This is a genomic window from Enterobacter sp. CGMCC 5087 (genome assembly GCF_003144775.1).
GTDB lineage: Bacteria > Pseudomonadota > Gammaproteobacteria > Enterobacterales > Enterobacteriaceae > Enterobacter > Enterobacter cloacae_M.
Genome location: NZ_QFXN01000014.1, coordinates 44,512 through 69,296, shown reverse-complemented (window position 1 = coordinate 69,296; position 24,785 = coordinate 44,512). Strand labels below are relative to the sequence as shown.

Annotated in this window: 24 protein-coding genes; 5 read left to right on the top strand and 19 right to left on the bottom strand. The window is 54.9% G+C overall.

What is annotated here, in order from left to right:
- Window positions 1-45 precede the first annotated feature (45 nt).
- Window positions 46-759, top strand: a complete 714-nt coding sequence (gene mpaA, locus DEO48_RS00485) for a murein tripeptide amidase MpaA (protein ID WP_109843983.1) — start codon at window positions 46-48, stop codon at window positions 757-759.
- Here the strand turns inward: mpaA and ycjG are convergent.
- Complete coding sequence (ycjG, locus tag DEO48_RS00480; protein ID WP_109843982.1) at window positions 750-1,715, bottom strand: L-Ala-D/L-Glu epimerase; 966 nt, start codon at window positions 1,713-1,715, stop codon at window positions 750-752. The genes mpaA and ycjG overlap by 10 nt on opposite strands.
- Window positions 1,716-1,822: 107 nt before the next feature.
- On the opposite strand from ycjG, the gene tpx reads away from it, so the two are divergent.
- Both tpx and DEO48_RS00470 read left to right on the top strand, forming a co-directional pair.
- Window positions 1,823-2,329, top strand: a complete 507-nt coding sequence (gene tpx / locus DEO48_RS00475) for a thiol peroxidase (RefSeq protein WP_023335907.1) — start codon at window positions 1,823-1,825, stop codon at window positions 2,327-2,329.
- A gap of 275 nt (window positions 2,330-2,604) precedes the next feature.
- Complete coding sequence (locus DEO48_RS00470; protein ID WP_109843981.1) at window positions 2,605-3,813, top strand: aldose 1-epimerase family protein; 1,209 nt, start codon at window positions 2,605-2,607, stop codon at window positions 3,811-3,813.
- A gap of 37 nt (window positions 3,814-3,850) precedes the next feature.
- Here DEO48_RS00470 and tyrR read toward each other — a convergent pair whose 3' ends face one another.
- The 3 genes from tyrR to DEO48_RS00455 form a co-directional block, all read right to left on the bottom strand.
- Entirely contained in the window at window positions 3,851-5,392 is a 1,542-nt protein-coding gene (gene tyrR / locus DEO48_RS00465; protein WP_023335909.1) for a transcriptional regulator TyrR, read from the bottom strand.
- Between the two features lie 112 nt (window positions 5,393-5,504).
- Window positions 5,505-6,557, bottom strand: coding sequence for a YcjF family protein (locus tag DEO48_RS00460; RefSeq protein WP_045355871.1), 1,053 nt, complete (start codon window positions 6,555-6,557; stop codon window positions 5,505-5,507).
- On the bottom strand, window positions 6,554-7,951 hold the full coding sequence (locus tag DEO48_RS00455; RefSeq protein WP_109843980.1) for a YcjX family protein: 1,398 nt from the start codon (window positions 7,949-7,951) through the stop codon (window positions 6,554-6,556). The genes DEO48_RS00460 and DEO48_RS00455 overlap by 4 nt, the downstream gene beginning before the upstream one ends.
- A 155-nt stretch (window positions 7,952-8,106) precedes the next feature.
- On the opposite strand from DEO48_RS00455, the gene DEO48_RS00450 reads away from it, so the two are divergent.
- Complete coding sequence (locus DEO48_RS00450) at window positions 8,107-9,117, top strand: LacI family DNA-binding transcriptional regulator (RefSeq protein ID WP_109843979.1); 1,011 nt, start codon at window positions 8,107-8,109, stop codon at window positions 9,115-9,117.
- 34 nt (window positions 9,118-9,151) lie between these two features.
- Here DEO48_RS00450 and DEO48_RS00445 read toward each other — a convergent pair whose 3' ends face one another.
- The 15 genes from DEO48_RS00445 to pspA all read right to left on the bottom strand — a co-directional run bounded on the left by DEO48_RS00445 (window position 9,152) and on the right by pspA (window position 23,587).
- Entirely contained in the window at window positions 9,152-10,066 is a 915-nt protein-coding gene (locus DEO48_RS00445) for an OmpG family monomeric porin (RefSeq protein ID WP_109843978.1), read from the bottom strand.
- A 66-nt stretch (window positions 10,067-10,132) separates the two neighbouring features.
- A complete protein-coding gene (locus DEO48_RS00440; RefSeq protein ID WP_109843977.1) occupies window positions 10,133-11,215 on the bottom strand; it encodes an ABC transporter ATP-binding protein in 1,083 nt (360 codons plus the stop codon).
- Window positions 11,216-11,225: 10 nt separating this feature from the next.
- Window positions 11,226-11,894: a beta-phosphoglucomutase gene (gene pgmB, locus DEO48_RS00435; protein ID WP_109843976.1), complete on the bottom strand. Its 669-nt coding sequence runs from the start codon at window positions 11,892-11,894 to the stop codon at window positions 11,226-11,228.
- The gene (locus DEO48_RS00430; RefSeq protein WP_109843975.1) at window positions 11,884-14,163 is read right to left on the bottom strand and encodes a glycoside hydrolase family 65 protein; all 2,280 of its coding nucleotides are present in this window, start codon (window positions 14,161-14,163) and stop codon (window positions 11,884-11,886) included. Before DEO48_RS00430 ends, pgmB begins: the two co-directional genes overlap by 11 nt.
- Window positions 14,157-15,215 carry a Gfo/Idh/MocA family protein gene (locus tag DEO48_RS00425; RefSeq protein ID WP_109844031.1) on the bottom strand — a complete coding sequence of 353 codons (1,059 nt, stop codon included), beginning with the start codon at window positions 15,213-15,215 and terminating at the stop codon, window positions 14,157-14,159. The genes DEO48_RS00430 and DEO48_RS00425 overlap by 7 nt, the downstream gene beginning before the upstream one ends.
- An 11-nt stretch (window positions 15,216-15,226) precedes the next feature.
- Window positions 15,227-16,015, bottom strand: a complete 789-nt coding sequence (locus DEO48_RS00420) for a sugar phosphate isomerase/epimerase (RefSeq protein WP_109843974.1) — start codon at window positions 16,013-16,015, stop codon at window positions 15,227-15,229.
- A 17-nt stretch (window positions 16,016-16,032) separates the two neighbouring features.
- Entirely contained in the window at window positions 16,033-17,085 is a 1,053-nt protein-coding gene (locus tag DEO48_RS00415) for a zinc-binding alcohol dehydrogenase (protein WP_109843973.1), read from the bottom strand.
- Window positions 17,086-17,113: 28 nt separating this feature from the next.
- Window positions 17,114-17,956, bottom strand: a complete 843-nt coding sequence (locus DEO48_RS00410) for a carbohydrate ABC transporter permease (protein WP_023335920.1) — start codon at window positions 17,954-17,956, stop codon at window positions 17,114-17,116.
- A complete protein-coding gene (locus DEO48_RS00405; protein ID WP_023312040.1) occupies window positions 17,943-18,824 on the bottom strand; it encodes a carbohydrate ABC transporter permease in 882 nt (293 codons plus the stop codon). Before DEO48_RS00405 ends, DEO48_RS00410 begins: the two co-directional genes overlap by 14 nt.
- A 22-nt stretch (window positions 18,825-18,846) precedes the next feature.
- Entirely contained in the window at window positions 18,847-20,139 is a 1,293-nt protein-coding gene (locus DEO48_RS00400) for an ABC transporter substrate-binding protein (RefSeq protein ID WP_109843972.1), read from the bottom strand.
- 14 nt (window positions 20,140-20,153) lie between these two features.
- Entirely contained in the window at window positions 20,154-21,851 is a 1,698-nt protein-coding gene (locus DEO48_RS00395; protein WP_109843971.1) for an alpha-amylase family glycosyl hydrolase, read from the bottom strand.
- A gap of 197 nt (window positions 21,852-22,048) precedes the next feature.
- Entirely contained in the window at window positions 22,049-22,273 is a 225-nt protein-coding gene (gene pspD / locus DEO48_RS00390) for a phage shock protein PspD (protein ID WP_023312043.1), read from the bottom strand.
- A gap of 12 nt (window positions 22,274-22,285) precedes the next feature.
- A complete protein-coding gene (gene pspC, locus DEO48_RS00385) occupies window positions 22,286-22,645 on the bottom strand; it encodes an envelope stress response membrane protein PspC (RefSeq protein WP_023312044.1) in 360 nt (119 codons plus the stop codon).
- Complete coding sequence (gene pspB, locus DEO48_RS00380; protein ID WP_023312045.1) at window positions 22,645-22,869, bottom strand: envelope stress response membrane protein PspB; 225 nt, start codon at window positions 22,867-22,869, stop codon at window positions 22,645-22,647. The genes pspC and pspB overlap by 1 nt, the downstream gene beginning before the upstream one ends.
- 49 nt (window positions 22,870-22,918) lie before the next feature.
- Window positions 22,919-23,587 (bottom strand): phage shock protein PspA, encoded by a 669-nt coding sequence (gene pspA, locus DEO48_RS00375; RefSeq protein WP_029740507.1) that lies wholly within the window; start codon window positions 23,585-23,587, stop codon window positions 22,919-22,921.
- 166 nt (window positions 23,588-23,753) lie between these two features.
- Between pspA and pspF the strand changes: the two genes are divergently transcribed.
- Window positions 23,754-24,731: a phage shock protein operon transcriptional activator gene (pspF, locus tag DEO48_RS00370; RefSeq protein WP_109843970.1), complete on the top strand. Its 978-nt coding sequence runs from the start codon at window positions 23,754-23,756 to the stop codon at window positions 24,729-24,731.
- Window positions 24,732-24,785 lie beyond the last annotated feature (54 nt).

The window sequence follows — 24,785 nt, the reverse complement described above, 5'->3', positions numbered from 1 at the left end:
TTTTGCACAACACTGCCAGTAGAGACATCTTTATCAGGATTTCGTATGGCAATCACCCGACCACGAGCGGAGCGCGGAGCCTTTCCGCCGGGCGCTGAGCAATATGGCCGCTCATTTTTAGGCGCATCGCTGATCTGGTTCCCGGCGCTCGATGCCGATCGCAGCAGCGGTTTGATCATTGCCGGCACGCACGGAGATGAGAACTCGTCCATCGTCACGCTTTCCTGCGCGCTGCGGACGCTGACGCCTTCATTGCGACGTCACCACGTGATTCTTGCCGTCAATCCGGACGGCTGTCAGCTTGGTTTACGGGCGAATGCGAGGGGAGTCGACCTGAACCGTAATTTCCCGGCGGCAAACTGGCGCGCCGGCGAAACGGTTTATCGCTGGAACAGCTCCGCCGAGGAGCGGGACGTGGTGCTGCTGACGGGAGACAAGCCCGGCTCCGAGCCGGAAACGCAGGCGCTGTGCCAGCTTATCCATAAGATCCACCCCGCATGGGTTGTCTCCTTCCACGATCCGCTGGCCTGCATTGAAGATCCGCGTCACTCCGACCTGGGCGCGTGGCTGGCGCAGGCTTTCGCCCTGCCGCTCGTCACCAGCGTGGGCTATGAAACACCCGGATCGTTCGGTAGCTGGTGCGCCGATTTGAGCCTGCCCTGCATCACCGCTGAATTCCCGCCGATTTCCTCCGACGAAGCCAGCGAAAAATACTTAAACGCGATGATGGAGCTTCTGCGCTGGCAGCCTCAGAGATGAAGCACGCCGCTGGTAAAATTAAGCGCCGGTGAAACGTCAACCGCCAGCCACGTCGGGCCATCCAGATCGGCGAAACGGACCTGATTGACCAGCGGCAGCGCCGCGCCGATCGCCCGGGATGTGCAGAGCATGCATCCCAGCATCAGGGAAAAGCCCTGCGCCTGCGCTTCCGCCGCCAGGGCCAGCGCCTCTGTCAGCCCGCCGGTCTTGTCGAGCTTGATATTGACCATCTCATAGCTGCCCTTAAGCGCGCTCAAATTCTCGCGGGTATGACAGCTTTCATCCGCACAGACGGGCAGCGGATGGATAAAATTCTTCAGCGCCGCATCATCCTTCGCTGGCAGAGGCTGTTCCAGCATCGCCACGCCCAGGTCAGCCAGCAGCTGGCATCGGGCGGCAAGCCCCTCGGGATGCCACGACTCGTTGGCATCAACAATCAGCGTGGCCGAGGGAACCGCCGAGCGAATGGCGACCATCCGCTCGCTGATCAGGCGATCGTCGAGCTTCACTTTTAACAGCGTGGCCCCGGCGTCATAGAGCGCTTTTGCGCTGGCGGCCATCTGCTCCGGCTCACCAATCACGACCGTTTGCGCCGTTACGACGGACTCCGGCAGCGCCGCTCCCAGCAAGGACGTCAGCGATTGCTGGTGCCTGGCGGCCTCAAGGCTCCAGAGCGCGCAGTCGATAGCATTGCGTGCTGCCCCGGCGGGTAAATGCTGCTGTAACGCCTCGCGCGTGAGCCCTTTTTGCAGCTCTGGCACCAGGGTCATGATATGCGCCATCACCGACGCAGGACTTTCTCCGTAGCGCGGGTAAGGCGTACATTCCCCAACGCCTTTAAACCCCTCTTCTTCGATTTCGACTACGACCACGCTGGCTTCACTTCGACTGCCGCGGGAGATCACAAACGGGGTATGCAATGGCCAGGCTTCTTCATAGACCTTAACGCTTCTCATCACTGACTCCTTGCGGCCCGGAAAGGCGAAAAATTTGGTTTGCCGTGTTATCCGCTGATGGCATACACTAGCCCCGACGTTAACTATATGTAAACAGGAAGATATCTATGTCACAACTCGTTCATTTCCAGGGCAACCCGGTTGCTGTTGCAGGTTCCATTCCGCAGGCTGGCAGCAAAGCGCAGGCTTTTACTCTGGTGGCTAAAGATCTGTCTGACGTCACACTGGCTCAGTTTGCGGGTAAACGCAAAGTACTGAACATTTTCCCAAGCATTGATACCGGCGTTTGTGCCGCGTCCGTGCGTAAATTTAACCAGCTGGCGACTGAAATGGACAACACCGTTGTGCTGTGCATTTCCGCTGACCTGCCGTTTGCCCAGTCCCGTTTCTGCGGTGCCGAAGGCCTGAGCAACGTTATTACCCTCTCCACCCTGCGCAGCGCAGATTTCCTCGAGAAATACGGCGTCAGCATCGCGGAAGGCCCACTGAAAGGTCTGGCAGCACGTGCCGTACTGGTTCTGGATGAAAACGACACCGTTGTCTTCAGCGAACTGGTTAACGAAATCACCACCGAGCCGGACTACACTGCCGCGCTGGACGTGCTGAAAGCATAATAAGTACTTAGCATTCTATACAACTTAATCTCAACCTCGCCGCGGCGGGGTTTTTTATTATCTCAAGGCTGAATCGTTAAAGCATAAATATTCACAAATCACATTAATCATGCAATAACTTAGACAATATGTAACATGAGCGTGATCAATAACGCATAATAATCGTTAAATTCCCCTATTTTCATCCCCAGTGAAGCACATCACATTTCCCTTTTTGTCTAAACATTAGATTTGCTTACGAAAGAAAATAATCGTTTCAGCAAAAAGGATAATATATGAAGATTAAATTCGCTTTTACGCTCCTTGCGGTACTGATTTCTGGCCATGCAGCGGCTAAAACCTGGGTGCTGACAAGCGCTGAAAGCAGCTTAGAGAAAGGAAACTGGAAGATTTCCAGTGATGAGCTGAAAGTTAAAAATCAAACGTTCAGCATTGAGCAAAAAGTCTTGCATGGTGGTAAACAGGAAGGCAGCAAAGTCATCATAATTAGCAGCAAAGACGGCCTGACGATTACCCTGAGCCCGACCCGCGGGATGAACCTTCTCCATGTTGAAGGCTTTGGCACCCGACTGGGGTGGAATTCGCCCGTTAAAGAGGTTGTTAATCCGGCCTACATCAACCTTGAAAGCCGCAACGGTCTCGGCTGGCTGGATGGTTTCAACGAGATGATGGTGCGCTGTGGCTATGAGTGGACAGGACATCCGGTCACCGCTGACGGGCAAATTTACACCCTGCACGGCAGGGCCGGTAATACCCCTGTTTCGCAGGTCGAGGTTGAAATCGCGGATGCCGCCCCGCATGAGATCCGCGTTCGCGGTTTGATCAAAGAGAGCACGTTTAAAAAAGCGGATCTGCAGACCATGACCGAACTGCGCTACGTTCCCGGAAGCAACCAGTTCAGCCTGCATGATGTTCTGACCAACCATGCGGATTACCCTCATGATTACCAAATCATCTATCACAGCAACTTCGGCACGCCGATCCTCGAAGAAGGCGCGCGTTTCCTTGCGCCGGCGGCGAGCGTGAGCCCATTCAATGACTACGCCAAAGCGGGCGTTAACGACTGGCAAACCTATGCCGGGCCGACAAAAGGCTTTGATGAGATGGTCTTTAACATTAAACCGCTCGCGGACAATAACCACGAAACGCTTGCAGCGGTGGTCAATAAAGCCGGAGATAAAGGCGCGTCAATCCAGTTTGATACCCGCCAGCTGCCCGTGCTGACCTTGTGGAAGAACACCGACACGCTGAAGCAGGGCTACGTCACGGGCATTGAGCCAGGCACCAGCTACGCCTACCCCGTTACGATTGAACGCGAGCAGAAGCGGGTTAAGCAGCTGCAGCCCGGTGCCAGCGCGCAGTTTGACCTGACCTATACCCTGCTACACAGCCCGCAGCAGGTGAAAGAGGTCGAAAACAGGATTGCATCGATTCAGGGAGAGACAAAAACAGAAATCGTTAACACGCCGATGGCGAAGGAATAAACGTAAAGTAAAAAGCCTCTTTGCAGAGGCTTTTTTGTTATTCGTCGCCTTTCTTATGATTCAGACCGTACTCGCGCAGCTTATTGGCGATCGCGGTGTGCGAGACGCCAAGGCGTTTTGCCAGCTTGCGGGTGCTGGGATAGCTGCGGTACAGCTGCGTCAGCACTGAGCGCTCAAAACGGCTGGTAATATCGTCCAGCGAACCTTCCATCGCCTCTTCGCCGACCGATACCGTCCCCGCGTCGTAATCAGGCAACAGAATATCCTGCGGACGCAGTTCATAGCCTTCAAGCTGGGTCAGCGCACGATAAACGGCGTTTTTAAGCTGGCGAATGTTGCCCGGCCAGCCGTAGCGCATCAGCACCGTGCCGAGATCGGCAGACAGCTTCGGACGCGGCACCCCCTGCTCGTCGGCAAAGCGGGCGACGAACAGCTCCGTTAGCGGCATGATGTCCTGCGGACAATCGCGCAGCGGTGGAATATTCAGCGTCAGGACGTTGAGGCGGTAATAGAGATCCTCGCGGAAGATCCCTTTTTGCACCAGCTCAACCAGGTTTTTCTGGGTGGCGCAAATGACGCGCACGTCCACATGCACTTCGTGATCCTCGCCGACGCGGCGGAAGGTTCCGTCGTTCAGGAAACGCAGCAGCTTAGCCTGCATGCGCGGCGACATTTCGCCGATTTCGTCCAGCAGCACGGAGCCGCCGTTAGCCTGCTCGAAGAACCCTTTCTTGCCTTCCGGCGCGTGGCCAAACAGCTCGCTTTCAACGGCATCTTCCGGAATAGAGGCGCAGTTAAGTGCCAGATAAGGCTTAGCCGCACGCGGGCTCGCCAGATGCACCGCGTGAGCCAGCAGGTCTTTCCCGGTGCCGGTATCCCCGGTAATCAGCAGCGGTGCGGTCAGGCTTGCGAGCTTGCGCGCCTGATCAACCACATGACGCATTTTCGGGCTGACGGCAATAATCTGGCTAAAGGCGCCAACATCCTGGCTGGAAATGTTCTGCAGCTGACGGCCCATGCGTAACGTCGAGCGCAGCATGATCACCGCCCCGGTCAACACGCGGGTATTCCCTTCCCCTTTCAGATAGACCGGCGTGATCTCCATCAGGAAATTCTGCCCGTTAATCACCACATGCTCGCTAAGCGTGTTCTGCGGATTGCTGTCCAGCCAGCGCTGGAAGTTAAAGCCGGGGATCAGCTGCGCGGCGTTATGATTGCTGAGCTTCTCCTGGCTCTGCGCGAAAAGCTGGCAGCTCGCGTGGTTAACGCGCTCAACTTTGCTTTTCAAATCCAGGGAGAGGAACGGCTCCGGCATGGCCTCCAGCAGCGCGCTCAGGGCCAGGTGCTCACGCTCAGAGGGCATCCAGGGAATGGTGCGTACATCCGTAACGCCAGCGATACGGCGGATTTCCGCCATCAGGCTGCTGAAGGTGTTAAATTCAATTTCGGCAAAATTGAGGTAAATTCGCCCGACAGGATCGATCTCAATGCCACGTAAATCAATGCTACGTAAAACAAGAAGATCGAGTAATTCGCGGGTCAGACCGAGACGGTCTTCACAGAAGACTTCAAGACGCATGGGAAATTCACCGTTTTAAGCCAATAACAGTAAAATGATATGTCAGAACACGGTGATCGGGAAGATGGCTGTCAACAAATATTGACAGCCAGCACGATAAGTGAACAAAACCTCACGGAGCGGGTTTCTTATTGAGCGTCTCTTTGAGCTGACCGATCAGTTCGCGCCTGAAATCTCCCAGACGGGGCTTATCGCCATCGATCCACGGCAGCGGACGGCAGACCTCCATCGCTTTAATCCCCAAACGCGCCGTTAATAACCCCGCGCCGATACCCTGAGCGGCACGAGCAGAAAGACGCGCCGCCAGATCCTGCGACATCCAGTCCATGCCCACTTCGCGCACCAGCTCACTCGCTCCGGCAAACGCGATATTGAGCAGGACCAGTTTGAACAATCTGAGCCGACTGTAATAACCCAGCTCTATGCCGTAAAGGTTCGCGATACGGTTGATCAGGCGCAGGTTACGCCAGGCGATAAAGGCCATATCGACCAGCGCCAGCGGGCTGACGGCAATCATCAGGGTGGATTCCGCCGCAGAGCGGCTAATCTCGCGCCGCGCCTGGGCATCCAGCACCGGCTGAACCATATGGGAGTAGAGCGTCACCACTTCCCGGTCATTCTGGGTTTCATGGATGGCGGCATACCAGCGCTGAAGCGCCGGATGCGACTGATCGATTCCGGCCTGGCTAGCCAGCTTTTCACAGAACGCGCGGCCTTTGCCGGTGCCGTGGCTGTGGAGCAGATCCCGCGCTTCATCACGCTCGTGCGCGCGCTGTCGCAGGCGCCAGAGCCGCCGCCACTCGGTGGCAACCGACCCGATGCCCGCCCCGACAATCAGCGCGCCCGCGGCACATCCGCCCAGCGCGACCCAGTCCTGAGTTTGCCAGGCATTCATCGTCCACTGCACGCCTTGACCAACCACGCTTACGCCAAACAGCGCCAGCCCGGCGGTGACCATCCTGCGCCACAGGCTGCGCTTTGGACGCAGGGCGGCTTCCACAACCGCCTCTGCCGGACCTTCCTCGACGCCGGGCTCCTCGATCAGGGCCGGGGAAAAGTTATCAGCCTGCGTGCCGCTGAAGGTCTGCGCGGTTTTAAACGCCTCCTGAGGATCCTGCTCAAGCGTTCCGGTAAAGTCTATGCGCGGTTTTAACGGTTCCGTCATCGCAATTTATCTCCAATCAAAAACTCCAGCGCCGCATCCAGACGGATGTGTGGTAATGGCCGATCGACGCTCATTGCCTGAGGGCGGAAGGCTTCAAACTGGAAGCCCTGGTTCTGCCAGAAGGCCTGACCCGGCAGCCGCGCAGGCACTTCCCCCGGATAGACGGTAAGCGGTTCACCGTCGCTGAGCCGGTTCCCGCGTAATGCCGGTATTTTCTCGCCGTTAAGATCGATCAGCCCGCTTTGCGTTGCCTGCACGGACGCAAGCCCAAGGCAATCCATGCCGATCCCTTCGAAGGCGGCGTTTTGCCAGGCGTCCTGAACCAGCTGCTGCAGCAGCGATACCATATTGGCATGCTGATCGACCGTGACGTGATCGGCCTTTGTGGCCGCAAAGAGCAGTTTGTCGATCACCGGTGAGAACAGACGGCGAAACAGCGTCCGCTGGCCGTAGTGAAAACTTTGCATCAGCTGCGTCAGCGCCAGGCGCATATCGTTGAAGGCCTGCGACCCGCTGTTGAGTGGCTGCAGACAATCCACCAGCACAATCTGACGGTCAAATCGCAAAAAGTGGTTTTTATAGAATCCCTTGACCACTTTTTCACAGTAGTAATTGTAACGCTCGCGCAGCATCCCGGCGTTAGTGTGCCTGTCGGCCTGCGCCAGCTTCGACTCACCCACCCCGTCCACGTCCGGCCAGGGGAAGAACTGAAGCGCAGGCGCGCCTGCTAAATCACCCGGCAGGACAAAGCGACCCGGCTGAATGAAGTGCAATCCTTCCTGCTTGCACTGATGCAGATACGCCGTCCAGGCTTCGGCAATGGCCGCCAGACGATTTTCATCGGCCGGTGCAAGCGGGTCCAAACCTTCGCAAAGCTGTCGCCATTTGGCCGACCACCCGGCGCGCTGCCCCTGCAACAACCCCGTCATCTGGCGGGACCAACTGAGGTAATCCTGCGCCAGCATCGGCAGGTCGAGCAACCATTCACCGGGGTAATCGACGATTTCAAGGTACAGCGTGGAGGTATCCTTGAAATGGCGCATCAGGGATTCATTCGAGCGAAAGCGCAGCGCGAGGCGAATTTCACTCACCCCTCGCGTCGGCGTCGGCCACGTGGGCGGATCGCCGTAGAGCTGCGCCAGCCCTTCGTCATAGGTAAAGCGTGGAATACCAAAATCACGCTGAGGGACGCGCTTCACGCCCAGCAGGCGTTCTTCCCGCACCGCGCTAAGCAGCGGCAGACGCGCGCCGGCGTGCAGGTTCAGGAGCTGGTTTACCATCGCGGTGATAAACGCCGTCTTACCGCTGCGGCTCAGCCCCGTCACGGCCAGACGCAGATGACGGTCAACGCCACGGTTCACCAGTGAATTGATTTCGTTTTTAAGTCGCTTCATCGCCGTCCTTCGTTGCCTGGAAGCCTTAAATGCATGGCTTCAGAATACAATAAATGGGGGCAGATCGTTGATTATCAATTCTTATTTATTGCTATTGCCGTTTTCTCTCCAGTAAGATGAACGGCATTGCTGTCAGTCCGGAGTGAGTAAGGTGTATGTCACCCACCATCTATGATATCGCACGGGTTGCGGGCGTATCGAAATCAACCGTTTCCCGCGTTCTGAATAAACAAACGAATATTTCTCCCGAGGCGCGTGAAAAAGTGCTGAAGGCGATTGACGAATTAAATTATCAGCCCAACAAACTGGCCCGCGCCCTGACCTCTTCAGGCTTCGATGCCATTATGGTTATTTCGACCCGTTCAACCAAAACCACTGCCGGAAATCCTTTTTTCTCCGATGTCCTGCATGCCATTACGGCAAAAGCGGAAGATGAAGGATTTGACGTTATTTTACAAACGTCAAAAAGTAGCGAAGACGATCTGCTGAAATGCGTGAGTAAAATAAAACAGAAGATGATCAAAGGGATCATTATGCTGAGTTCACCAGCAAATGAATCCTTTTTCACCACGCTGGATGCGTATGGCGTACCGGTAGTAGTTATCGGCAAAGTCGAAGGTGAGTTTCAGAATATTTATTCCGTCGACACGGATAACTTCCATGACAGCGCCATGCTGACCGAAACCTTTATTAAAAACGGACGCCGTAAAATTGCCTGTCTGCATGCCCCGCTTGATTATCATGTTTCGATCGATCGTCTTGCGGGCTATAAAGCCAGTCTGGAAAAGCACCATATTGCCCTCAACCCGGACTGGATCAGGGATGGCGGTTATACCCATGAGAGTGCGCTTACGGCGGCGCTGGAATTGTTGTCTTCACCCACGCCGCCTGATGCAGTATTCGCTACCGACAGCATGAAGTTACTTAGCCTCTATCGCGCTGCGGATGAGTTGAACCTGATGATCCCGGAGCAGGTGGTCATCGCCGGATACAGTGACCCGATGCTGTCTCTCATTTTAACGCCCGCACCTGGCGGCTTCGATATCCCGACCCGAAAACTGGGCGAAGAGAGCTGCGATCTTCTTTTCAGGCGTATTGCGGGTCAGCCCGCACCGCAAAAAGTTCTCGTTGATACCCACTTTTTACTGGCGGCCTCGCTGCGCTAAAACCAGGGGCTTAGCGCCCCTGGCGTGCCCTCGGTCAGAACGCGTAATTTACTCCAACGCCCGCATAGTGGAAGCGGTCGTTTTTACCCTCGTCATGGTTTTCCCATTCATAGGCGTATTCAAGCGTCATGGATAAACCGTTGTTGAAGTCATAGGCATACTGCATACCCAGGCGGTTGAAATCATGTCCTTCACGCTCAGGATCGTCCCGCCAATCCCAGTTCGACCAGCGATCGAGCCCCAGCCGGGTATAAGGCGTTAAGGTCGTCTGGCCCAATGAAATAGGCAGGTAGGCGCGAATTTCCTGGGTGGAGAATTCGCCGTTATTACGCGAACCGTTCATATTGAAACCGCGCTCTAAATAGTAATTCACTTTAGCCGCAAAAGTTTCGTTAATGGTCCAGGTAAAGCCCGTTTCGGTTTCAACGCGGCTATCAGAATAACCGGTTTTCTCCAGATCGTTGGCAAACTGATACATGGCAAACCAGCCGCCAAAGCGCCAGTCATCGGTTAATTTAATATCCCAGTCAGGCTGAACTTTGTAGCGCTGCATATTCGCGCTGCCGTCTTTGGCACCATGTTCATCTTTAAAGTGGTAGCCATAATTACGGAAACCACCGGTCAGACCGAAAGTAAAATCATCGGTTCCGATAAAGCGATAGCGTAATTCAAATTCAGGACGGTCGAAATAGGTTCCACGGGTCATACTGCTGTAATCAACCGGCCCCTCCTGATACATCGCCAGCGAAATAGTCCACGCATCCCAGGTTGCATTAAACCATACGGAAGGTTCATATAATCCATCTTTATCGTCGCCCTGCCCCTCAACGTTTTCGATTTCATACATCGCGCCGATATTAAACTCCCACTGTTTCGCTGTTTCTGATGCTTGTGCACAGCTAACCCCTGCGCACAGCACGAGCGCAGCACTTCTTAGTAGAGTACCCATTTAATTTTCCCTTTATAAGTAACAAACAAAAAAACCGGAAATTTGCATTTCCGGCGAACACCTTTCTTATCTAATAGCCGCTTCGGTTTCAGCGTCGAAGAAATGGCACTTGTTCATATCGAACTGGATGTCGATATTATCCCCAGAGGCATAATCATTCGCCGCGCCAGCGCGCACAACCAGCTCATGGCCGCCAACGGTGGCGTAAAGCATGAACTCCGCGCCGGTCAGTTCGGCTACGCTGACTTTCGCCGCGATATTCTCACCTCGGCTCTGCAGCGTGAGAATATCTTCCGGGCGGATCCCAAAGACCACGGCTTTGCGCTGATACCCTGCGGCATTCAGTGAAGCGAGCTTGTCCTCCGGGATCGCCAGACGCAGCGTTTCCGTAACAAAATAGCGATCGTCGATAGCGCCGCGAATAAAGTTCATGGCTGGCGATCCAATAAATCCTGCAACAAACATGTTTGCCGGTTCGTTGTACACCTGCTTCGGTGCACCGACCTGCTGAATAATGCCGTCTTTTAAGATCACGATGCGGGTCGCCATGGTCATGGCTTCCGTCTGATCGTGGGTCACGTAAATCATGGTGGTGTTGAGCTTCTGGTGCAGCTTGCTGATTTCAGCCCGCATCTGCACGCGAAGCTTGGCATCGAGGTTGGAAAGCGGTTCATCCATCAGGAACACGCCCGCTTCGCGCACGATCGCCCTGCCCAACGCCACGCGCTGACGCTGGCCGCCGGACAGCGCGCCGGGTTTGCGCTTGAGATACTCGCGTAAACCGAGGATCTGTGCCGCCCAGTTAACGCGTTCTTCGATAACCGCAGGCGCAATTTTTTGCATCTTCAGGCCAAACGCCATGTTGTCGTAGACCGTCATATGCGGATAAAGCGCATAGTTCTGGAAGACCATCGCAATATCCCGAGACTTGGCGGGCACGTCATTCATGCACACCCCGTCAATAATTAGTTCACCCGCGCTGATCTCCTCCAGACCGGCAATCATTCGCAGCGTCGTGGATTTACCGCAGCCCGAAGGCCCAACGAAGACGATGAACTCCTTGTCTTCGATTTCGAGATTGAAATCCTTAACCACGTGGACCTGGTTATCATAGATTTTCTGAATGTGTTTCAGGGACAGTTGAGCCATTGTTAATTCCTTAGCAATACGTCCGGGATGCCCAAAACTCGGTCAGGCATTTCCAGGTCAGTTCCCGCGTTGAATGAAGTTGTAATCCCGCATGGTTCAGGCCAGATCCAATCCCAACCGATAGCATTCCCGCCGCGTTGATCGCCTCAACGCCTGCAGGTGCATCTTCGATACCTATAGCCGCGTCAGGACGCACATTCAGGCCTAAACAGGCGGCGAGGAAGATCTCCGGGTCTGGTTTTGAGCGGCGAATACGGGAAGCATCGGCGCAAAAATCGAAGGCCTGATGAATGCCAAGCGCGTGCAGGATCCCCGGGGCATTCAGGGAAACGGAGGCGAGCCCAACTTTGACCTTCGCCGCACGGATATCCGCCAGCACGTCGCGAATACCGGGAAGCAGTGAACCCTCCGTCAGCGACGCCAGAGACTGGACATAGAGCGCGTTTTTCTTCGTCGCCAGCGCGAGGCACTGCTCATCGCTAAACGTCCCCTCTTTCCCGCCATGCTTCAGGATGCGCTGAAGGGAATCCATGCGGCTAATCCCCTTCAGCTGTTCGTTAAACGCTTCGTCGAAGGTGATGCCGATTTCGTCAGCCACTGCACGCCAGGCCAGAAAATGGAGGTGCGCGGTATCGGTGATCACACCGTCCAGATCGAATACAACAGCCTTAAGCGTCATGGCGCCCCTCCGTGGTAGCGGTCCCATTTTCAGATGCAAGAAAATCCTTATAAGCGCAAATTTTCCGCCCCGATACATGTAGCGTTTTGCCCCACAGCGTCAGCGTGGCAGGTGCCGAAGCTTCTATGGTTAACACCTCATTTTCATAGGTGAAGTGCAGCGTCGCGTTCCGCCAGCGCAGAGGGAATGTGAGTTTTTGCCAGTGAGCTGGCAGTTTCGGCGCAAGATGCAGCTCCCCTTCTACAATCTGCACACCGGCAAAGCCCTGAATGACGCCGGACCAGATAGCGCCGGTCGCAGCAGCGTGAATTCCGTCATCGCAGCTGTGTGGGTCGTCCCCAAGATCAATGGCGACGCCATCGCGCCAGAAGGCGTAGGCACCCTCGACGTCACCACAGCGGGCAGTCACAATGCCGTGAATGGCCTTGCTCAGCGAAGAATCATGGATCGTGCGGGGCTCGTAGAACGCCAGATTGGCGGCGCACTGCTGCGGGGTAAACCGCTCCGGCAACAGGTAGGTAAGCATCACCACATCGGCCTGCTTAAGGATCTGCATCTCGTTGACTTCCGCGCGTGAATAATCGAGCAGAATGGTCTGCTTACCCGCTTTGGCTTTGTAGCGGCTCAGATCGATGGCAGGTTTTGCCATAAAGGTATCATCCTGCGGGATCACACCGTCTGAATTGGCCTCCGGCAGCCATAAGCGCGTCAGGAACCGTGTCGCTTTCTGCGTAAAACCTTCATCCTCGCGCCCAAACATCGTCATAAACTGACGAGCGCAGGCGACGTTGTGCCAGGCCAGATAGTTGGTATAAGCGTTGTTGTTCACATGCTCGGTGTATTCGTCAGGTCCGATAACGTCATGGATTTCGAGACGACCATTAATTTCCGTCGCGCGGCCCATCCAGAACGCAGCGGTTTCCATCAAGAGCGTCAGACCTTCATTCCGCATAAAGGTCTCATCGTGCGTCGCCTGCCAGTAAGCGACGACGGCCCAGGCGATGTCCGCCACGATGTGATGTTCCGCCAGCGCGGAGGCCACCTTCTGACGTGTGCCGGTTCGGATGTTGATAGCCGCGAACTCCGGCGTCTCTTCCAGCCCGCTGCCGGCGCTTTCCCATGGGAACAACGCGCCGGGCCAGCCGTTGCGACGGGCTTTTTCCCGCGCACCGGCCAGGTTGAGCCAACGATAGCGCAGCAGGCTACGGGCGGTCTGGGGACGCGTGAAGAGATGGAAAGGCAGCAGGAAAATTTCGGTATCCCAGAAGACGTGGCCTTTATACCCCTCGCCCGTCAGCCCTTTGGCGGCGATACTGCTTCGCTCATCATGGGCTGGCGTCATGGCCGTCAAATGCCAGACAGCGTAATCCAGCGCCATCTGATCCTGATGTTCCGTAGAGTCCACCTCCACCCGAGCGTCGCGCCAGACCTCTTGCCAGGCACACGCCGAACTCTCAAGCAAGGCGTCGTAGCCTCTTGCCGCACAGACTTTGAGATCGGCCAGCGCGTTGCGGGCGAAAGACGCCTGCGACAGTGCCTTATCACTGCGATGTGCCACCCAGACGATTTTTTCAAGCGTGACAGTGTCACCCTTCGCAATCGTCAGCGAATGATGAGCGCTGAGACGACGATTTTTGGCGGTGAAACAGCTGTCGCTCTTCGCTGAGAGTTGACAATACGCTGAAACAACAATCTCAGACGCGCGGTCCTGCGTTTCATACACGCCCTGCATGTATTCCTGATCGAACACTCTGACCGACACTTCATCCAGATGCTGTCTGCCGCTGTTCGTTTGCGTTGCGTCAATGCCGGTTTGCAGCACGGCGTGCGCGACGGCATCGAGCGGCGTGATGGAAAGCTGCATAGCCACTAAGGGCAACTGGTCCAGCGACACAAAACGACGGCTCTCCAGACGATAGCGTTTCCCGTCAGGCAAGCGCCAGACGACGCTGCGACGAAGTTCGCCATTGGCAAACGCCAGCTCGCGCTGCCACTCGAGGACTTCGCCTGACAGGAGCGTGAAATTGACGCCATCCAGCTCAACATCAATACCGATGATATCCGGCAGATTGACCAGCTCAGTGGTCTCGTTGCGACCAGCACGATGATAGAGACCCGCAAGATACATGCCTCTGGTTTGCTGGGTGTAATCTTCTTCGTGCGCAGCGCGGATACCCATGTAGCCATTACCGCAGGCCATGATGGAGGCGTATTTATTCAGGCTGTGTGGACAAAAGCCCGGGTCGGTTAATACAGACACGTTTAGCATAACGTCACGCTTTCCCCTGTTTCTGCAGATTCATACAGCGCGGCGACGAGCTGCTGTATAACCAGCCCCTGCTCCGCATCAGCGATCATGACGGGTTCTCCCTGCACATGCCGCACGAAGGCATCCATACTGCGCAGGTGGCGTTGGTCGTCAGCCTCTTCGCGCTGGGTAAGAGTTTGTAAAACACCAGCTTCGTCGTTGTAGATGTGCGCCGGGAACAGCGTGGCACCCGCCTTTTCACCACAGAATGCGACGTTCATGATCGATTGCTCGCGGATATTAAGCGCAAACGACGTGTCCAGACGCAGAATGCCGCCGTTGCAAAATTCAATCGTGCCAAACAGAGCATCTTCCACGGTAAACTGCGTGGGATCCCACGCGCCAAACTGACCGCTGCTTTTACGGTTGCCCAGCCTCTGATAGCTATGCGCGGTCACCCGTTTTACCGCCGGGAACCCCAGAACATACATTGCTGCATCAAGCATATGGATGCCGATATCAATCAGCGGACCACCGCCCTGTAGCGATTTATTGGTAAAAACGCCCCACCCTGGCACACCGCAGCGACGCAGCGCCTGCGCTATCGTGAAGTAAATTTCTCCGAGCGTTCCGTTCATTACCGCATCGCGCAGCAGCTGAGTATCCAGGGCAAAACGATGGTGAAAATCATACGCCAGCACTTTTCCCGCCTTGCGCGCAGCCAGGCGCATCCGATCGGCCTCCTGCGGCGTCATAGCAGGCGGTTTTTCACACATCACATGGCAGCCTGCTTCCAGCGCAGCCATGACGTGCTCGAAATGAAACCGGTTAGGCGAACAGACGCTCACCGCATCCGGCTTAACCGCCTCGAGCATGTCTCGCGCATCCTGCCATACCGAGGAAATACCATGACGTTCCGCAAACGCCCGAGCCTGTTCAGGGTGGCTGTCCATAACAGCCACCATCTGAACATCACTGCGCGTGGCGTAATACGAGGCGTGCACTTTATCCGCGACCTGCCCGGCGCCAATGATGGCGACGCGCAGAGGCGAAGGTGTAGAAGCACTCATCACGCTCGTCATCCTTAGCATTTACGCAGATAAGTGAGCGAATCCCGGTATGCCTGAGCCGGATCATCGGCGCGAACACGGCACTCATATACCACGTAACCCTGGTAGTTATCCGCACGCAGCTGATCGAACAGGCTGGCAAAATCGAGGCTGCCGCTGCCCGGCTGGTAGCGGTGATTATCGGCGATGTGCACATGGCCAAGCAGATCGCGGTTCCGATGCAGCGCATCCGTCAGCGAGTCTTCTTCGATGTTCATATGATAGAAATCGCCGATGATCTGCACGTGCTTCAGACCGTTCTCTTCGATATAGCGACGCGCGTCAGCCAGGGTGTTGATCATGTGATCCTGATAGCGGTTCAGCGGCTCCAGGTAGACGGTTGTTCCGATGCGCGCCGCCACCTCATCCAGCCAGCGCAGGGAGGCGCTTACGGCTTTGCGGTCACCGTCCAGGCTGCGTGGAGAGGTCATTGGCGGTAGACGGAAGGTAAACATCCCCCAGGCAGCAGGCACGATAATGCCCTTTCCGCCAACTTCCGCCAGCGCTTCCAGAATGCGTTCGATCTGCTGTAACCCGTTCAGACGGCGCTCTTCGATGAAGTCGCCGATCCAGCCATCGTATCCACCGCAGGCCGTCGTCACTGGCAGACCAGTGGCTTTGATGGCCGCTTTCACCTCGGCGAGGTTTTCCACCAGCAGCTTGCCGTCAATTTCGTAGCCATCAAACCCCATCGCTTTGATGTACTCGAATTTCTCCATGATATTGACCGGGAAAAAAGCCTGGTTCTGTGTTGCGATTTTCATGATTTGCTCTCCTTAGCTTAAAAAGTGACGCCCATTTTGATGCTCAGTTCCGGATGCTGGTCCACATATTTCATGTAGCTTTCAGCGCTGGTGGCGAAGGTCACGACCGGGTCGATCAGATCTTCACAATTGAGATAACCGTTCATCAGCAGTTCCCAGCAGGTCTCTTCGATACGCTTACGGCTCCAGCGCGGGTAGTCCGGGTTGGGTTCGCTGCAGGCGCGGGAGAAGACAATCTTCGCGTTATTGAAATGCGCTTCGCGGCCGAGGTTAAAGCCCTCCGCGAACGGTTTTGCGAAAGCTACATAGGAGATGGTGCCGCCGTAGGCAAGTCCGCGCAGCGCGGACTGCAGCGCATCTGCAAAGCCGCTGGTTTCGATGATCGCGTCCGCGCCCTGCTTCCCGGTCAGCTTTTTGATTTCCAGGCCGACATCGGTGCCGATTGGGTTCAGGCAGTGGTCCGCGCCGTGACGACGGGCGATCTCGCAGCGGTGTACGATTGGATCAACGCCGATAACCACTGACGCACCGGCTTTTTTAGCCAGCTGAATCGCAATCTGCCCGATTGCTCCCAAACCGACCACGACCACAAAGTCGCCCACGCGGACGTTGGCATCACGCACGCCGCTCATGGCGAACTGCGCCGGATCGTAGCAGACGGCGTTCTTCCACGACGCACCCTGCGGCATTTTGCGCAGCTTGTAGTTGTTCACCGCGTTAACGATCACCGTTTCCTGCAGCGGGCCGTAGCAGCAGACGCTGTCGCCGATCTGATATTCAGTGACGTCATCACCGCATTCGATAATCTCGCCAACAATCATATTGCCCAGCTGGAACTTACCGAATTCGATCCCGCGGGCCGCCCCTTCTTCACGCGGCGTGAACATCTGCCACTCCGCGTTGAACTCTTCATCAATAAACGGGCTGGCGGCGCGGAAATCCACGACTTCAGTGCCGTGCTTCGGCGCGCCAAAGCGTGCACGAATTTTCACTTCATGTGCTCCCACAGCACGATCTTCATATTCCACCAGCGCCGCCACGCGTGGCGCTGTCGCTACTAATTTTTTCATGACTGACTCCTTGTTAAAATTGGCCGCCTCAGCCCTTCACGCCACCGGCGGTCAAACCACTTTTAATAAAACGTTCAGACAGGGCGTACATGATGACCACCGGAAGCGCCGTCACCAGCGATGCCGCCATCATGCGACCCCAGATATAATCTGGCGTGCTAAAGAGCGTGTTCAGCCCGACCGGCAAGGTGAAATTGCTGGCGCTGGACAGGAAAATGGACGCAAACAGATAGTCGTTCCACGCCACCATGAAGCAGTAGACAAACACCGATACGAGCCCGGAAATCGCCAGCGGCACGGTGATGCGGAAGATGATTTGCAGGCGGTTAAGGCCGTCCATCATCGCGGCTTCTTCGATTTCGTCCGGGATGGTGTCGAAATAGCTGCGCAGCATGAACACCGCTGTCGGTAACGTTTGGGTCACCATGGTGATAATCAGCGCCAGCTCGGTGTCGTAGATCCCAAGGGCAGTGATGATTTTGAACAGCGGCACCACCAGCAATATTCCGGAGAACATGTAGACGGTGTAAAAACTCGCGTTGATCGTCGTGCGGCCCTTAAAACGCAGTTTGGACAAGGCGTAAGCCCCCAGCGTGCCGAGAAACACGGCAATCACCGAGGAGGTCAGCGACACCACCATGCTGTTTTTGAAATAGTCCACGAACGGGAAAATCAGCGGATTAAAGATGTCGACGTAATGCTGCAGCGTCCACGCCTGAGGCAAAATGGTCGGGTTAAGCGATATCGCCTCTTTCGCGCTCTTGAATGACGTCATCAGCATCACGAAGAACGGGAACAGCGTGATGACCAGGAATACCGCCAGACCGAGATAAAAACCAATACGGCTCAGTACGCGTTTATTTGTTGCCATTGAGGTTTACCCTTTTTCTGGTCAGCAGAATCACCGCGAAGATGATCACAAACAGCACGACGGAGATCGCCGCAGCCTTACCCAAATCGTTGAAAGCGAATGCCGTTTTGTAGAGGTAGACGCCCAAAATATCGACCTTAGTCGTCAACAGATAGACATCCGCAAACATGTAGAACATCCAGATAGTGCGGAGCGTCACTACCGTTGCCAGCACCGGCATAATCGCGGGCAGCGTAACGATTCGAAAACGCTGCCAGGCATTCGCGCCGTCCATTTCCGCCGCTTCATACAGCGACTTATCAATGGTCTGCAAAATCGCGAGGAACGAAATGAACGCGTACGGGAAGTAGCGCCAGATGGCGAACAACACCACCAGCACAAAGCTGCTGCCAGGATTGTCGAACCACAGGGGGGCCTGGTCATACAGATGCAGCAGGTCAACGCCCAGATAGTTCACAATGCCGTAGCCGTTGTTGAACATGTATTTCCATGCAAACACCAGCGAAATGGACGGGGTGACGTAGGACAAAATCACCAGTGAACGTGCCGTTTTCCGCAGACGGAATTCACGGTTAAAGAAGATCGCAACCGCCAGACCCAACCCCGTGCTGCCGATCACCACCAGCGCGGTGTACCAGAACGTCATCCACAGCGAGTGCCAGAATGCTGCATCACTGAGAATGCGAATGTAATTATCCAGCCCGACAAACACAGCGCTAATGCGCGGGTTAAGCGGCAGACGTAAGAAACTGATTTCAATATTGGAAATCATTGGCCAGGCCACCAGGCCCCCCAGCAAAATCAGGCTGGGGGCCAACAGCAGCATGGCGAAAGGCATATCTGAACGACCAGAAAACAACGTCTTCATAATTTCCTTCCGCAGAGCGCTCCTATCGTTGTGAAATCAGATCGGTCAGACGCTTCTGGCTGTTACTAAGCGTGTTGCTGAGATCTTTTTTCCCCACCGTGACGTTATGCACCATGGAACTGATGATGCCGGACCCGGTAACATCGCCCATGCGTGTGAAGTTTTTGTCCCCCACCGCGCCAAACACCTGCACATTCGGGAACTGCGCAATCAGTTCGTAAGGCAGTTGTCCAAACGCTTTAATCACATCGTTGTTTTTCCAGGTATCGGTGCCCACCACCAGCTTGTTCACCGGCAGTGCCGCGCCGGGCGACATCATGACCCAGTCGGTTGCGTTTTGAGCCTGCTCCATCCAGGTCACAAATTTCTCAGCCGCCTGAGTCTCATCTTCAGTTTGACCGGTGGTAATCGTCAGCGACGTGACCATGCCGTAAACAGCAGAAGAGGTTTCTGTTGGGACGACGAAGCCCAGATTGGCAGGTTTTCCGTCCTGGAATACCGCCGGAAGGATGTAGGTGGAGTACACCGCCATCGGCGCAGAACCGTTCATGAAGGCATCTTTGATCTCCATGACGTCGTTTGAACCCGGCATGGTGGTCGCGGCCAGATCTTTATAAAACGCCAGGGCTTTTGCCATTTCAGGGGTATCGATGTCGACATTCCCTTTGGCATCAAAAACGTTCGCGCCGCCGGAAAGCGCAAACTGGGAGAATGCCTGCTCTGTCATCACGCTTTCGGCGGTGGGCAGCGCAATGCCGTAATGTTTTTTGGCCGGGTCGTTGAGCCTCTGGCTGGCTTTCAGCAGCTGTTCCCAGTTATGCGGCTCCTGGATACCCGCCGCAGCAAGCGCATCTTTGTGATACCAGACGCCGGATAGCCAGGCGCTGACAGGCACCCCCGTCCAGGCAGAACCGTCTTCCGTACGAACAACACGCAAAATGCCGTCATAGAAGGTGTCCTCGCCTACCGCTTTAATGGCTTCGCCGATAGCTTTGCGATCCAGGAGCTGTTCCTTGTCCATGACTTTCGCGTAGTCATGGCTGACTTCAATCACCTCTGGCAGCGCGCCCGTTCTGGCGAGCGTAATGACCTTGGTGTTGTTGGCATCCTCTTCGACCGGCACCTGTTTCACCGTGATGCCGGGGTTCTCTTTCTCGAACTTTTCGATCAGCTTAGTGATAACCGCCTGACGCTCCTGCTCGACTGACGAGTGCATAAACTCAATAGTGACAGCAGACTTTTTGTCGTCCTTGCAGCCTGATAACAAGGCGCACGAAACCAGTGCTGAAATCAGCACAATTCTTGGCATTTTCATTTTTAAGGTCCTTTTTAGTTTTCTTTAATCCACAACACCTGCCATGGAAGTAGGGTCAGCTTTTTGTCTGTAATATCGTTTCCGGTGATCAAGTCCTTTCCGGATTGAATATCGGATTCCACCGTTTGAATGCCGTCACTGAAATTAAACAGCGCCGTTACTTTCTCACCACAACCCGCCACGCGAACGATTTTTAAAACATGTTCACCTGACGCGCTAAAATAAGCCTCACTGTCAGGGTGGAATGCTTTCTCCGCCCGACGCAGCGCGATTAACTGGCTTAACGAGCAATAGACCTGAGAGCGCAGGCTATTTTTATCTTCAAGCTCGCCATCAATTTGTCCTGCGATATATTTCTCACGATTAATCGCACGGTTATATCCCAGGCGCTCAACACCTGCATAATCATTACGGGAACCGAGAATGCTCTGGATATAAACCGCAGGCACGCCGGGGAAGCTTAAAAGGACGGCATGCGCCAGAATAAAACGGGCAATCCGTTGGCTGTCAGGACTGTTACGCGTACTTAATGCATCCAGATAGGTCACATTAATTTCATAAGGACTGCGTGTTCCATCCGGGTTATTTTTCCAGTTAACCAACGCCCCTTCAGCCTGAAGTTTTTCCACAAGCGAGAGGATTTCCGACTCGGGTAAAATTCCGCGTAACGGATTCAGACCAATCCCGTCATGCGAGGCCAGGAAGTTAAACCAGGTGGTTTTGGTGGAAGGCAACGTCAGCGACGCCGCCCACTGGCTCAGCGTCCGGACGTTCTGACAATGCACCGCATGCAGCACCAGCGGGGGCAAAGAGAACTGATAAACCATCTGCGCTTCATTTTCACCGTTACCAAAGTAAGCAACGTTATCTTTATGCGGAACGTTCGTCTCGGTGATAATCACCGTTCCCGGGGCGACAGCCTCGGTAATGGCGCGGAAAAGCTGGATGAGCTGATGGGTTTGCTCAAGGTGGATGCAGTTTGTTCCGGGTAGTTTCCACATGAAGCCTACAGCATCCAGACGAATATATCGCGCCCCTTCAATAAGATAATGCAGCAGCACGTCGACCATCGCAATCAGCACATGCGGAGAGGCGAAATTGAGATCAACCTGGTCCTCGCTGAAGGTGGTCCACAGGTGTCGCACGCTGCCGTCATGCAGCGTGAAAGGCGTAAGAAGCGGTAAAGCACGCGGACGCGTCACCGCGGATAAATCTGTTTCAGGATCGACAGAAATAAAGAAATCGCTATACCCAGGAATTTGCTTCAGGTAATTAGCGAACCATTTACTTTTGGCCGATATATGGTTGCATACGAAATCGAACATTAAACTGGCTGACTGTTTTAATTCGGCAACGTCTCGCCACGTTCCGGTTTCCGGTGCAACCTCATGATAATCAATAACAGAAAACCCGTCGTCCGAAGACCATGGATAAAAAGGCAAGAGATGGACATGAGAAAAAGAATGAGAAAGCCACCTTTTATAAAAACGTGTAAAAACAGGCAGCGCCTTCTCCCCTTTCGCTGAAAACTGATCGGCATAGGTGATCAGGACAACGTCTTTTTCATCCCAACCCGTTTTACGTTTTTCCGTAATAACAGAAGCGGCCTTTTCAATATTTTCCAGCAGCACATTAAGATGGGCTTCAGAAAACGTTTCCCCGTAAACAAAATTAATGATCTCTTTAATTTTTGTATCCATTTCATTTTCCATGGTAGCGGTCCCACGGAGTGGCAATCTACTCCCATGAAAAATATCTGTCAACGGACCAGGGAGGAGAAAAAGGTGATTGCAAAGCAGCTCAGCGCAATATTGTGAGCTGCCGCAAAGAAAGAACGGGGAAAAGAGGAAACGCGGTTAACCGTCGCCAGTCCCTCCCCTGTCAGGGTAAGGGCTAACGCCTGTGGGAATTATTGGGATAAGTAGCGGCGAGAAAGCCGTTTTGCCACCTTTTGCAACAGCGGTTCGAGCGCCACGGCCAGCACCATTCTTACCGGCTTGCGGGCAACGGATTTTATTGCCCAGCCCGCGACACCTGCCGGGCCGAACCGTAACGCGGTCAGCAGGACCAGTTTACCTGCGATTTTCAGGCCGGGTTTTACCTTCTGACCGGCCTGTTGCCAGTGTTGTTTCATCTCATCTCTCTCTTAAAGCTGACGAAAGCGACTTCTCAGCGTAAAGGTATCCGACGTGACATAGCGTTCCATTTCCCGTAGCCGCTTCTCACCGGCGGCGAGTTGCTCATCAACGGCATTGAGAAGATCGCTGCTGGTCGGGGCTCCCTCCGCAGCCAGCTCTCCTTCCGGCATCGGGTCAAGAACAAACGACAGGACGATGTATGCCACCAGGGTAATAAACGCCAGGCCGAAGAAGATCGATAGCACCGCGACCACGCGGACAAGTTTAACCGGGACATCAAGATAGTGAGCCAGCCCGGCGCAAACGCCGCGCACCATGCCCTGCTGTGGAATTCGCCACAGCTTTTTGTTCAGATTCAGTCCAGACATTAACGGTCCCTCCAGTTTGGATGCTCAGCATCCAGGATGGCTTCCAGCGCCTGAATGCGTTCGCGCATTTTGTTCGCTTCGTCGGAGAGCTGCACCAGACGCTGTTGTTCACTCTGGGAGAGTTCGCCCCGAGAAGAACGGTTGCTGTAGTGCAGCCATAGCCAAATTGGCAAAACGAACAGCACGAAAATTGTCAGGGGAATGGCCAGAAAAAGCGCGCTCATGTGTACTCCTTGTCTTATGATGCGGCACGCTCAGGTGCCGCAGGAATTATTATTGGTTGTCTTGCTTCATTTTGGCTTTCAGTGCAGCCAGCTGCTCGCTGATTTCATCATCAGCCTTCAGATCGGCGAACTGTTGATCCAGCGACTTCTGCTTGCCGATGCCGTGGCTTTCGGCTTCCGCTTCCATGTGGTCGATACGACGTTCAAACGATTCAAAACGCGCCATCGCTTCATCGAGCTTACCGCTGTCCAGCTGACGACGCACGTCGCGGGAGGAGCTTGCCGCCTGGTGACGCAGGGTCAGCGCCTGCTGACGCGCGCGGGTTTCGCTCAGTTTGTTTTCAAGCTCACCAATCTCTTTCTTCATACGGGTGAGCGTGTCGTCCACCAGCGTCACTTCATGCTCGAGCGTCGCGACCATATCGGCCAGCTTCTGTTTTTCGATCAGCGCCGCACGGGCCAGATCTTCTTTATCTTTGCGCAGCGCAAGTTCCGCTTTTTCCTGCCATTCGTTCAGCTGAGCGGTAGCTTGTTCAATGCGACGCGTAAGCTGTTTTTTCTCCGCCAGCGCGCGGGCGGAGGTAGAACGCACTTCAACCAGCGTGTCTTCCATCTCCTGAATCATCAGGCGTACCAGCTTCTGCGGATCTTCTGCTTTCTCAAGCAGCGAGTTGATGTTGGCGTTCACGATGTCGGCAAAACGAGAAAAAATACCCATAATCAAATCCTCATAGTTCTGTTATCGGGCTATGCCCTGCTGTGCAGATAATACAAACATCATGCCAACTTTTTATCTTATTGATTTTACTAACACTGATTGATTTTTATGCAGCAACGGACTATTCTTCACTGGTGAATATCGCTAAGGAGTGGTTAATTTCATCATGCCCGGATACAAAGACAATTTACTCGGCGAAGCAAACAGCTTTCTCGAAGTGCTGGAACAGGTCTCTCGCCTGGCGCCGCTCAACAAACCGGTGCTGATCGTCGGTGAACGTGGAACGGGGAAAGAGCTGATAGCCAACCGTCTGCACTATTTATCCGGGCGCTGGGATGGTCCCTTTATTTCCCTTAACTGCGCGGCGCTGAATGAAAACCTGCTCGACACCGAGCTCTTCGGCCATGAAGCAGGGGCGTTTACCGGTGCCCAGAAACGCCATCCCGGACGCTTTGAGCGCGCCGACGGCGGTACGCTTTTTCTGGATGAGCTGGCCACCGCGCCCATGCTGGTGCAGGAAAAACTGCTGCGCGTGATTGAGTACGGCGAGCTGGAGCGCGTCGGCGGCAGCCAGCCGCTGCAGGTTAACGTACGCCTGGTGTGCGCCACGAACGCCAACCTGCCGGAGATGGTGGCGGAGGAGAAATTCCGTGCCGACCTGCTTGACCGCCTGGCCTTTGACGTCGTTCAACTTCCTCCGCTGCGCGAGCGCAGAAGCGACATCATGCTGCTGGCAGACCAGTTTGCGATTCAGATGTGCCGCGAGCTCGGACTGCCGCTGTTCCCCGGCTTCAGCGATTATGCACAAGAAACACTGCTGGCTTACCACTGGCCGGGAAATATCCGCGAACTGAAAAACGTCGTGGAGCGCTCCGTCTATCGTCACGGCAGCAGCGAGACGGAGCTGGACAATATTATTATCGATCCTTTTCAGCGCAGCGCGCCGCCGCTATCCGCACCAACGTCTTCAGACGATGTCCCTACTCTCCCCCTTGATTTACGCCAGTTCCAGAACGACCAGGAGAAACAGCTGCTGGAGCAAAGCCTGAAGACGGCGAAATATAACCAGAAACGGGCGGCTGAACTGCTGGGTCTGACCTACCATCAGTTAAGGGCATTGCTCAAAAAGCATCAAATGCGCTGACAATATCAGCACTTACCTGCAGACATTTTTACGAAGCATGCGTAAGTGCGATAC

What these genes read in the sequence shown, in the direction of transcription:
- DEO48_RS00445 (WP_109843978.1), bottom strand. Translation starts at nt 10,066, where the DNA reads ATGGGTACTCTACTAAGAAGTGCTGCGCTCGTGCTGTGCGCAGGGGTT.
- DEO48_RS00405 (WP_023312040.1), bottom strand. Translation starts at nt 18,824, where the DNA reads ATGAAGACGTTGTTTTCTGGTCGTTCAGATATGCCTTTCGCCATGCTG.
- pspC (WP_023312044.1), bottom strand. Translation starts at nt 22,645, where the DNA reads ATGTCTGGACTGAATCTGAACAAAAAGCTGTGGCGAATTCCACAGCAG.
- pgmB (WP_109843976.1), bottom strand. Translation starts at nt 11,894, where the DNA reads ATGACGCTTAAGGCTGTTGTATTCGATCTGGACGGTGTGATCACCGAT.
- DEO48_RS00455 (WP_109843980.1), bottom strand. Translation starts at nt 7,951, where the DNA reads ATGAAGCGACTTAAAAACGAAATCAATTCACTGGTGAACCGTGGCGTT.
- DEO48_RS00450 (WP_109843979.1), top strand. Translation starts at nt 8,107, where the DNA reads ATGTCACCCACCATCTATGATATCGCACGGGTTGCGGGCGTATCGAAA.
- DEO48_RS00415 (WP_109843973.1), bottom strand. Translation starts at nt 17,085, where the DNA reads ATGAAAAAATTAGTAGCGACAGCGCCACGCGTGGCGGCGCTGGTGGAA.
- DEO48_RS00430 (WP_109843975.1), bottom strand. Translation starts at nt 14,163, where the DNA reads ATGCTAAACGTGTCTGTATTAACCGACCCGGGCTTTTGTCCACACAGC.
- DEO48_RS00470 (WP_109843981.1), top strand. Translation starts at nt 2,605, where the DNA reads ATGAAGATTAAATTCGCTTTTACGCTCCTTGCGGTACTGATTTCTGGC.
- pspB (WP_023312045.1), bottom strand. Translation starts at nt 22,869, where the DNA reads ATGAGCGCGCTTTTTCTGGCCATTCCCCTGACAATTTTCGTGCTGTTC.
- DEO48_RS00420 (WP_109843974.1), bottom strand. Translation starts at nt 16,015, where the DNA reads ATGAAAATCGCAACACAGAACCAGGCTTTTTTCCCGGTCAATATCATG.
- mpaA (WP_109843983.1), top strand. Translation starts at nt 46, where the DNA reads ATGGCAATCACCCGACCACGAGCGGAGCGCGGAGCCTTTCCGCCGGGC.
- pspF (WP_109843970.1), top strand. Translation starts at nt 23,754, where the DNA reads ATGCCCGGATACAAAGACAATTTACTCGGCGAAGCAAACAGCTTTCTC.
- DEO48_RS00440 (WP_109843977.1), bottom strand. Translation starts at nt 11,215, where the DNA reads ATGGCTCAACTGTCCCTGAAACACATTCAGAAAATCTATGATAACCAG.
- tpx (WP_023335907.1), top strand. Translation starts at nt 1,823, where the DNA reads ATGTCACAACTCGTTCATTTCCAGGGCAACCCGGTTGCTGTTGCAGGT.
- ycjG (WP_109843982.1), bottom strand. Translation starts at nt 1,715, where the DNA reads ATGAGAAGCGTTAAGGTCTATGAAGAAGCCTGGCCATTGCATACCCCG.
- tyrR (WP_023335909.1), bottom strand. Translation starts at nt 5,392, where the DNA reads ATGCGTCTTGAAGTCTTCTGTGAAGACCGTCTCGGTCTGACCCGCGAA.
- pspD (WP_023312043.1), bottom strand. Translation starts at nt 22,273, where the DNA reads ATGAAACAACACTGGCAACAGGCCGGTCAGAAGGTAAAACCCGGCCTG.
- DEO48_RS00410 (WP_023335920.1), bottom strand. Translation starts at nt 17,956, where the DNA reads ATGGCAACAAATAAACGCGTACTGAGCCGTATTGGTTTTTATCTCGGT.
- DEO48_RS00395 (WP_109843971.1), bottom strand. Translation starts at nt 21,851, where the DNA reads ATGGAAAATGAAATGGATACAAAAATTAAAGAGATCATTAATTTTGTT.
- DEO48_RS00460 (WP_045355871.1), bottom strand. Translation starts at nt 6,557, where the DNA reads ATGACGGAACCGTTAAAACCGCGCATAGACTTTACCGGAACGCTTGAG.
- pspA (WP_029740507.1), bottom strand. Translation starts at nt 23,587, where the DNA reads ATGGGTATTTTTTCTCGTTTTGCCGACATCGTGAACGCCAACATCAAC.
- DEO48_RS00400 (WP_109843972.1), bottom strand. Translation starts at nt 20,139, where the DNA reads ATGAAAATGCCAAGAATTGTGCTGATTTCAGCACTGGTTTCGTGCGCC.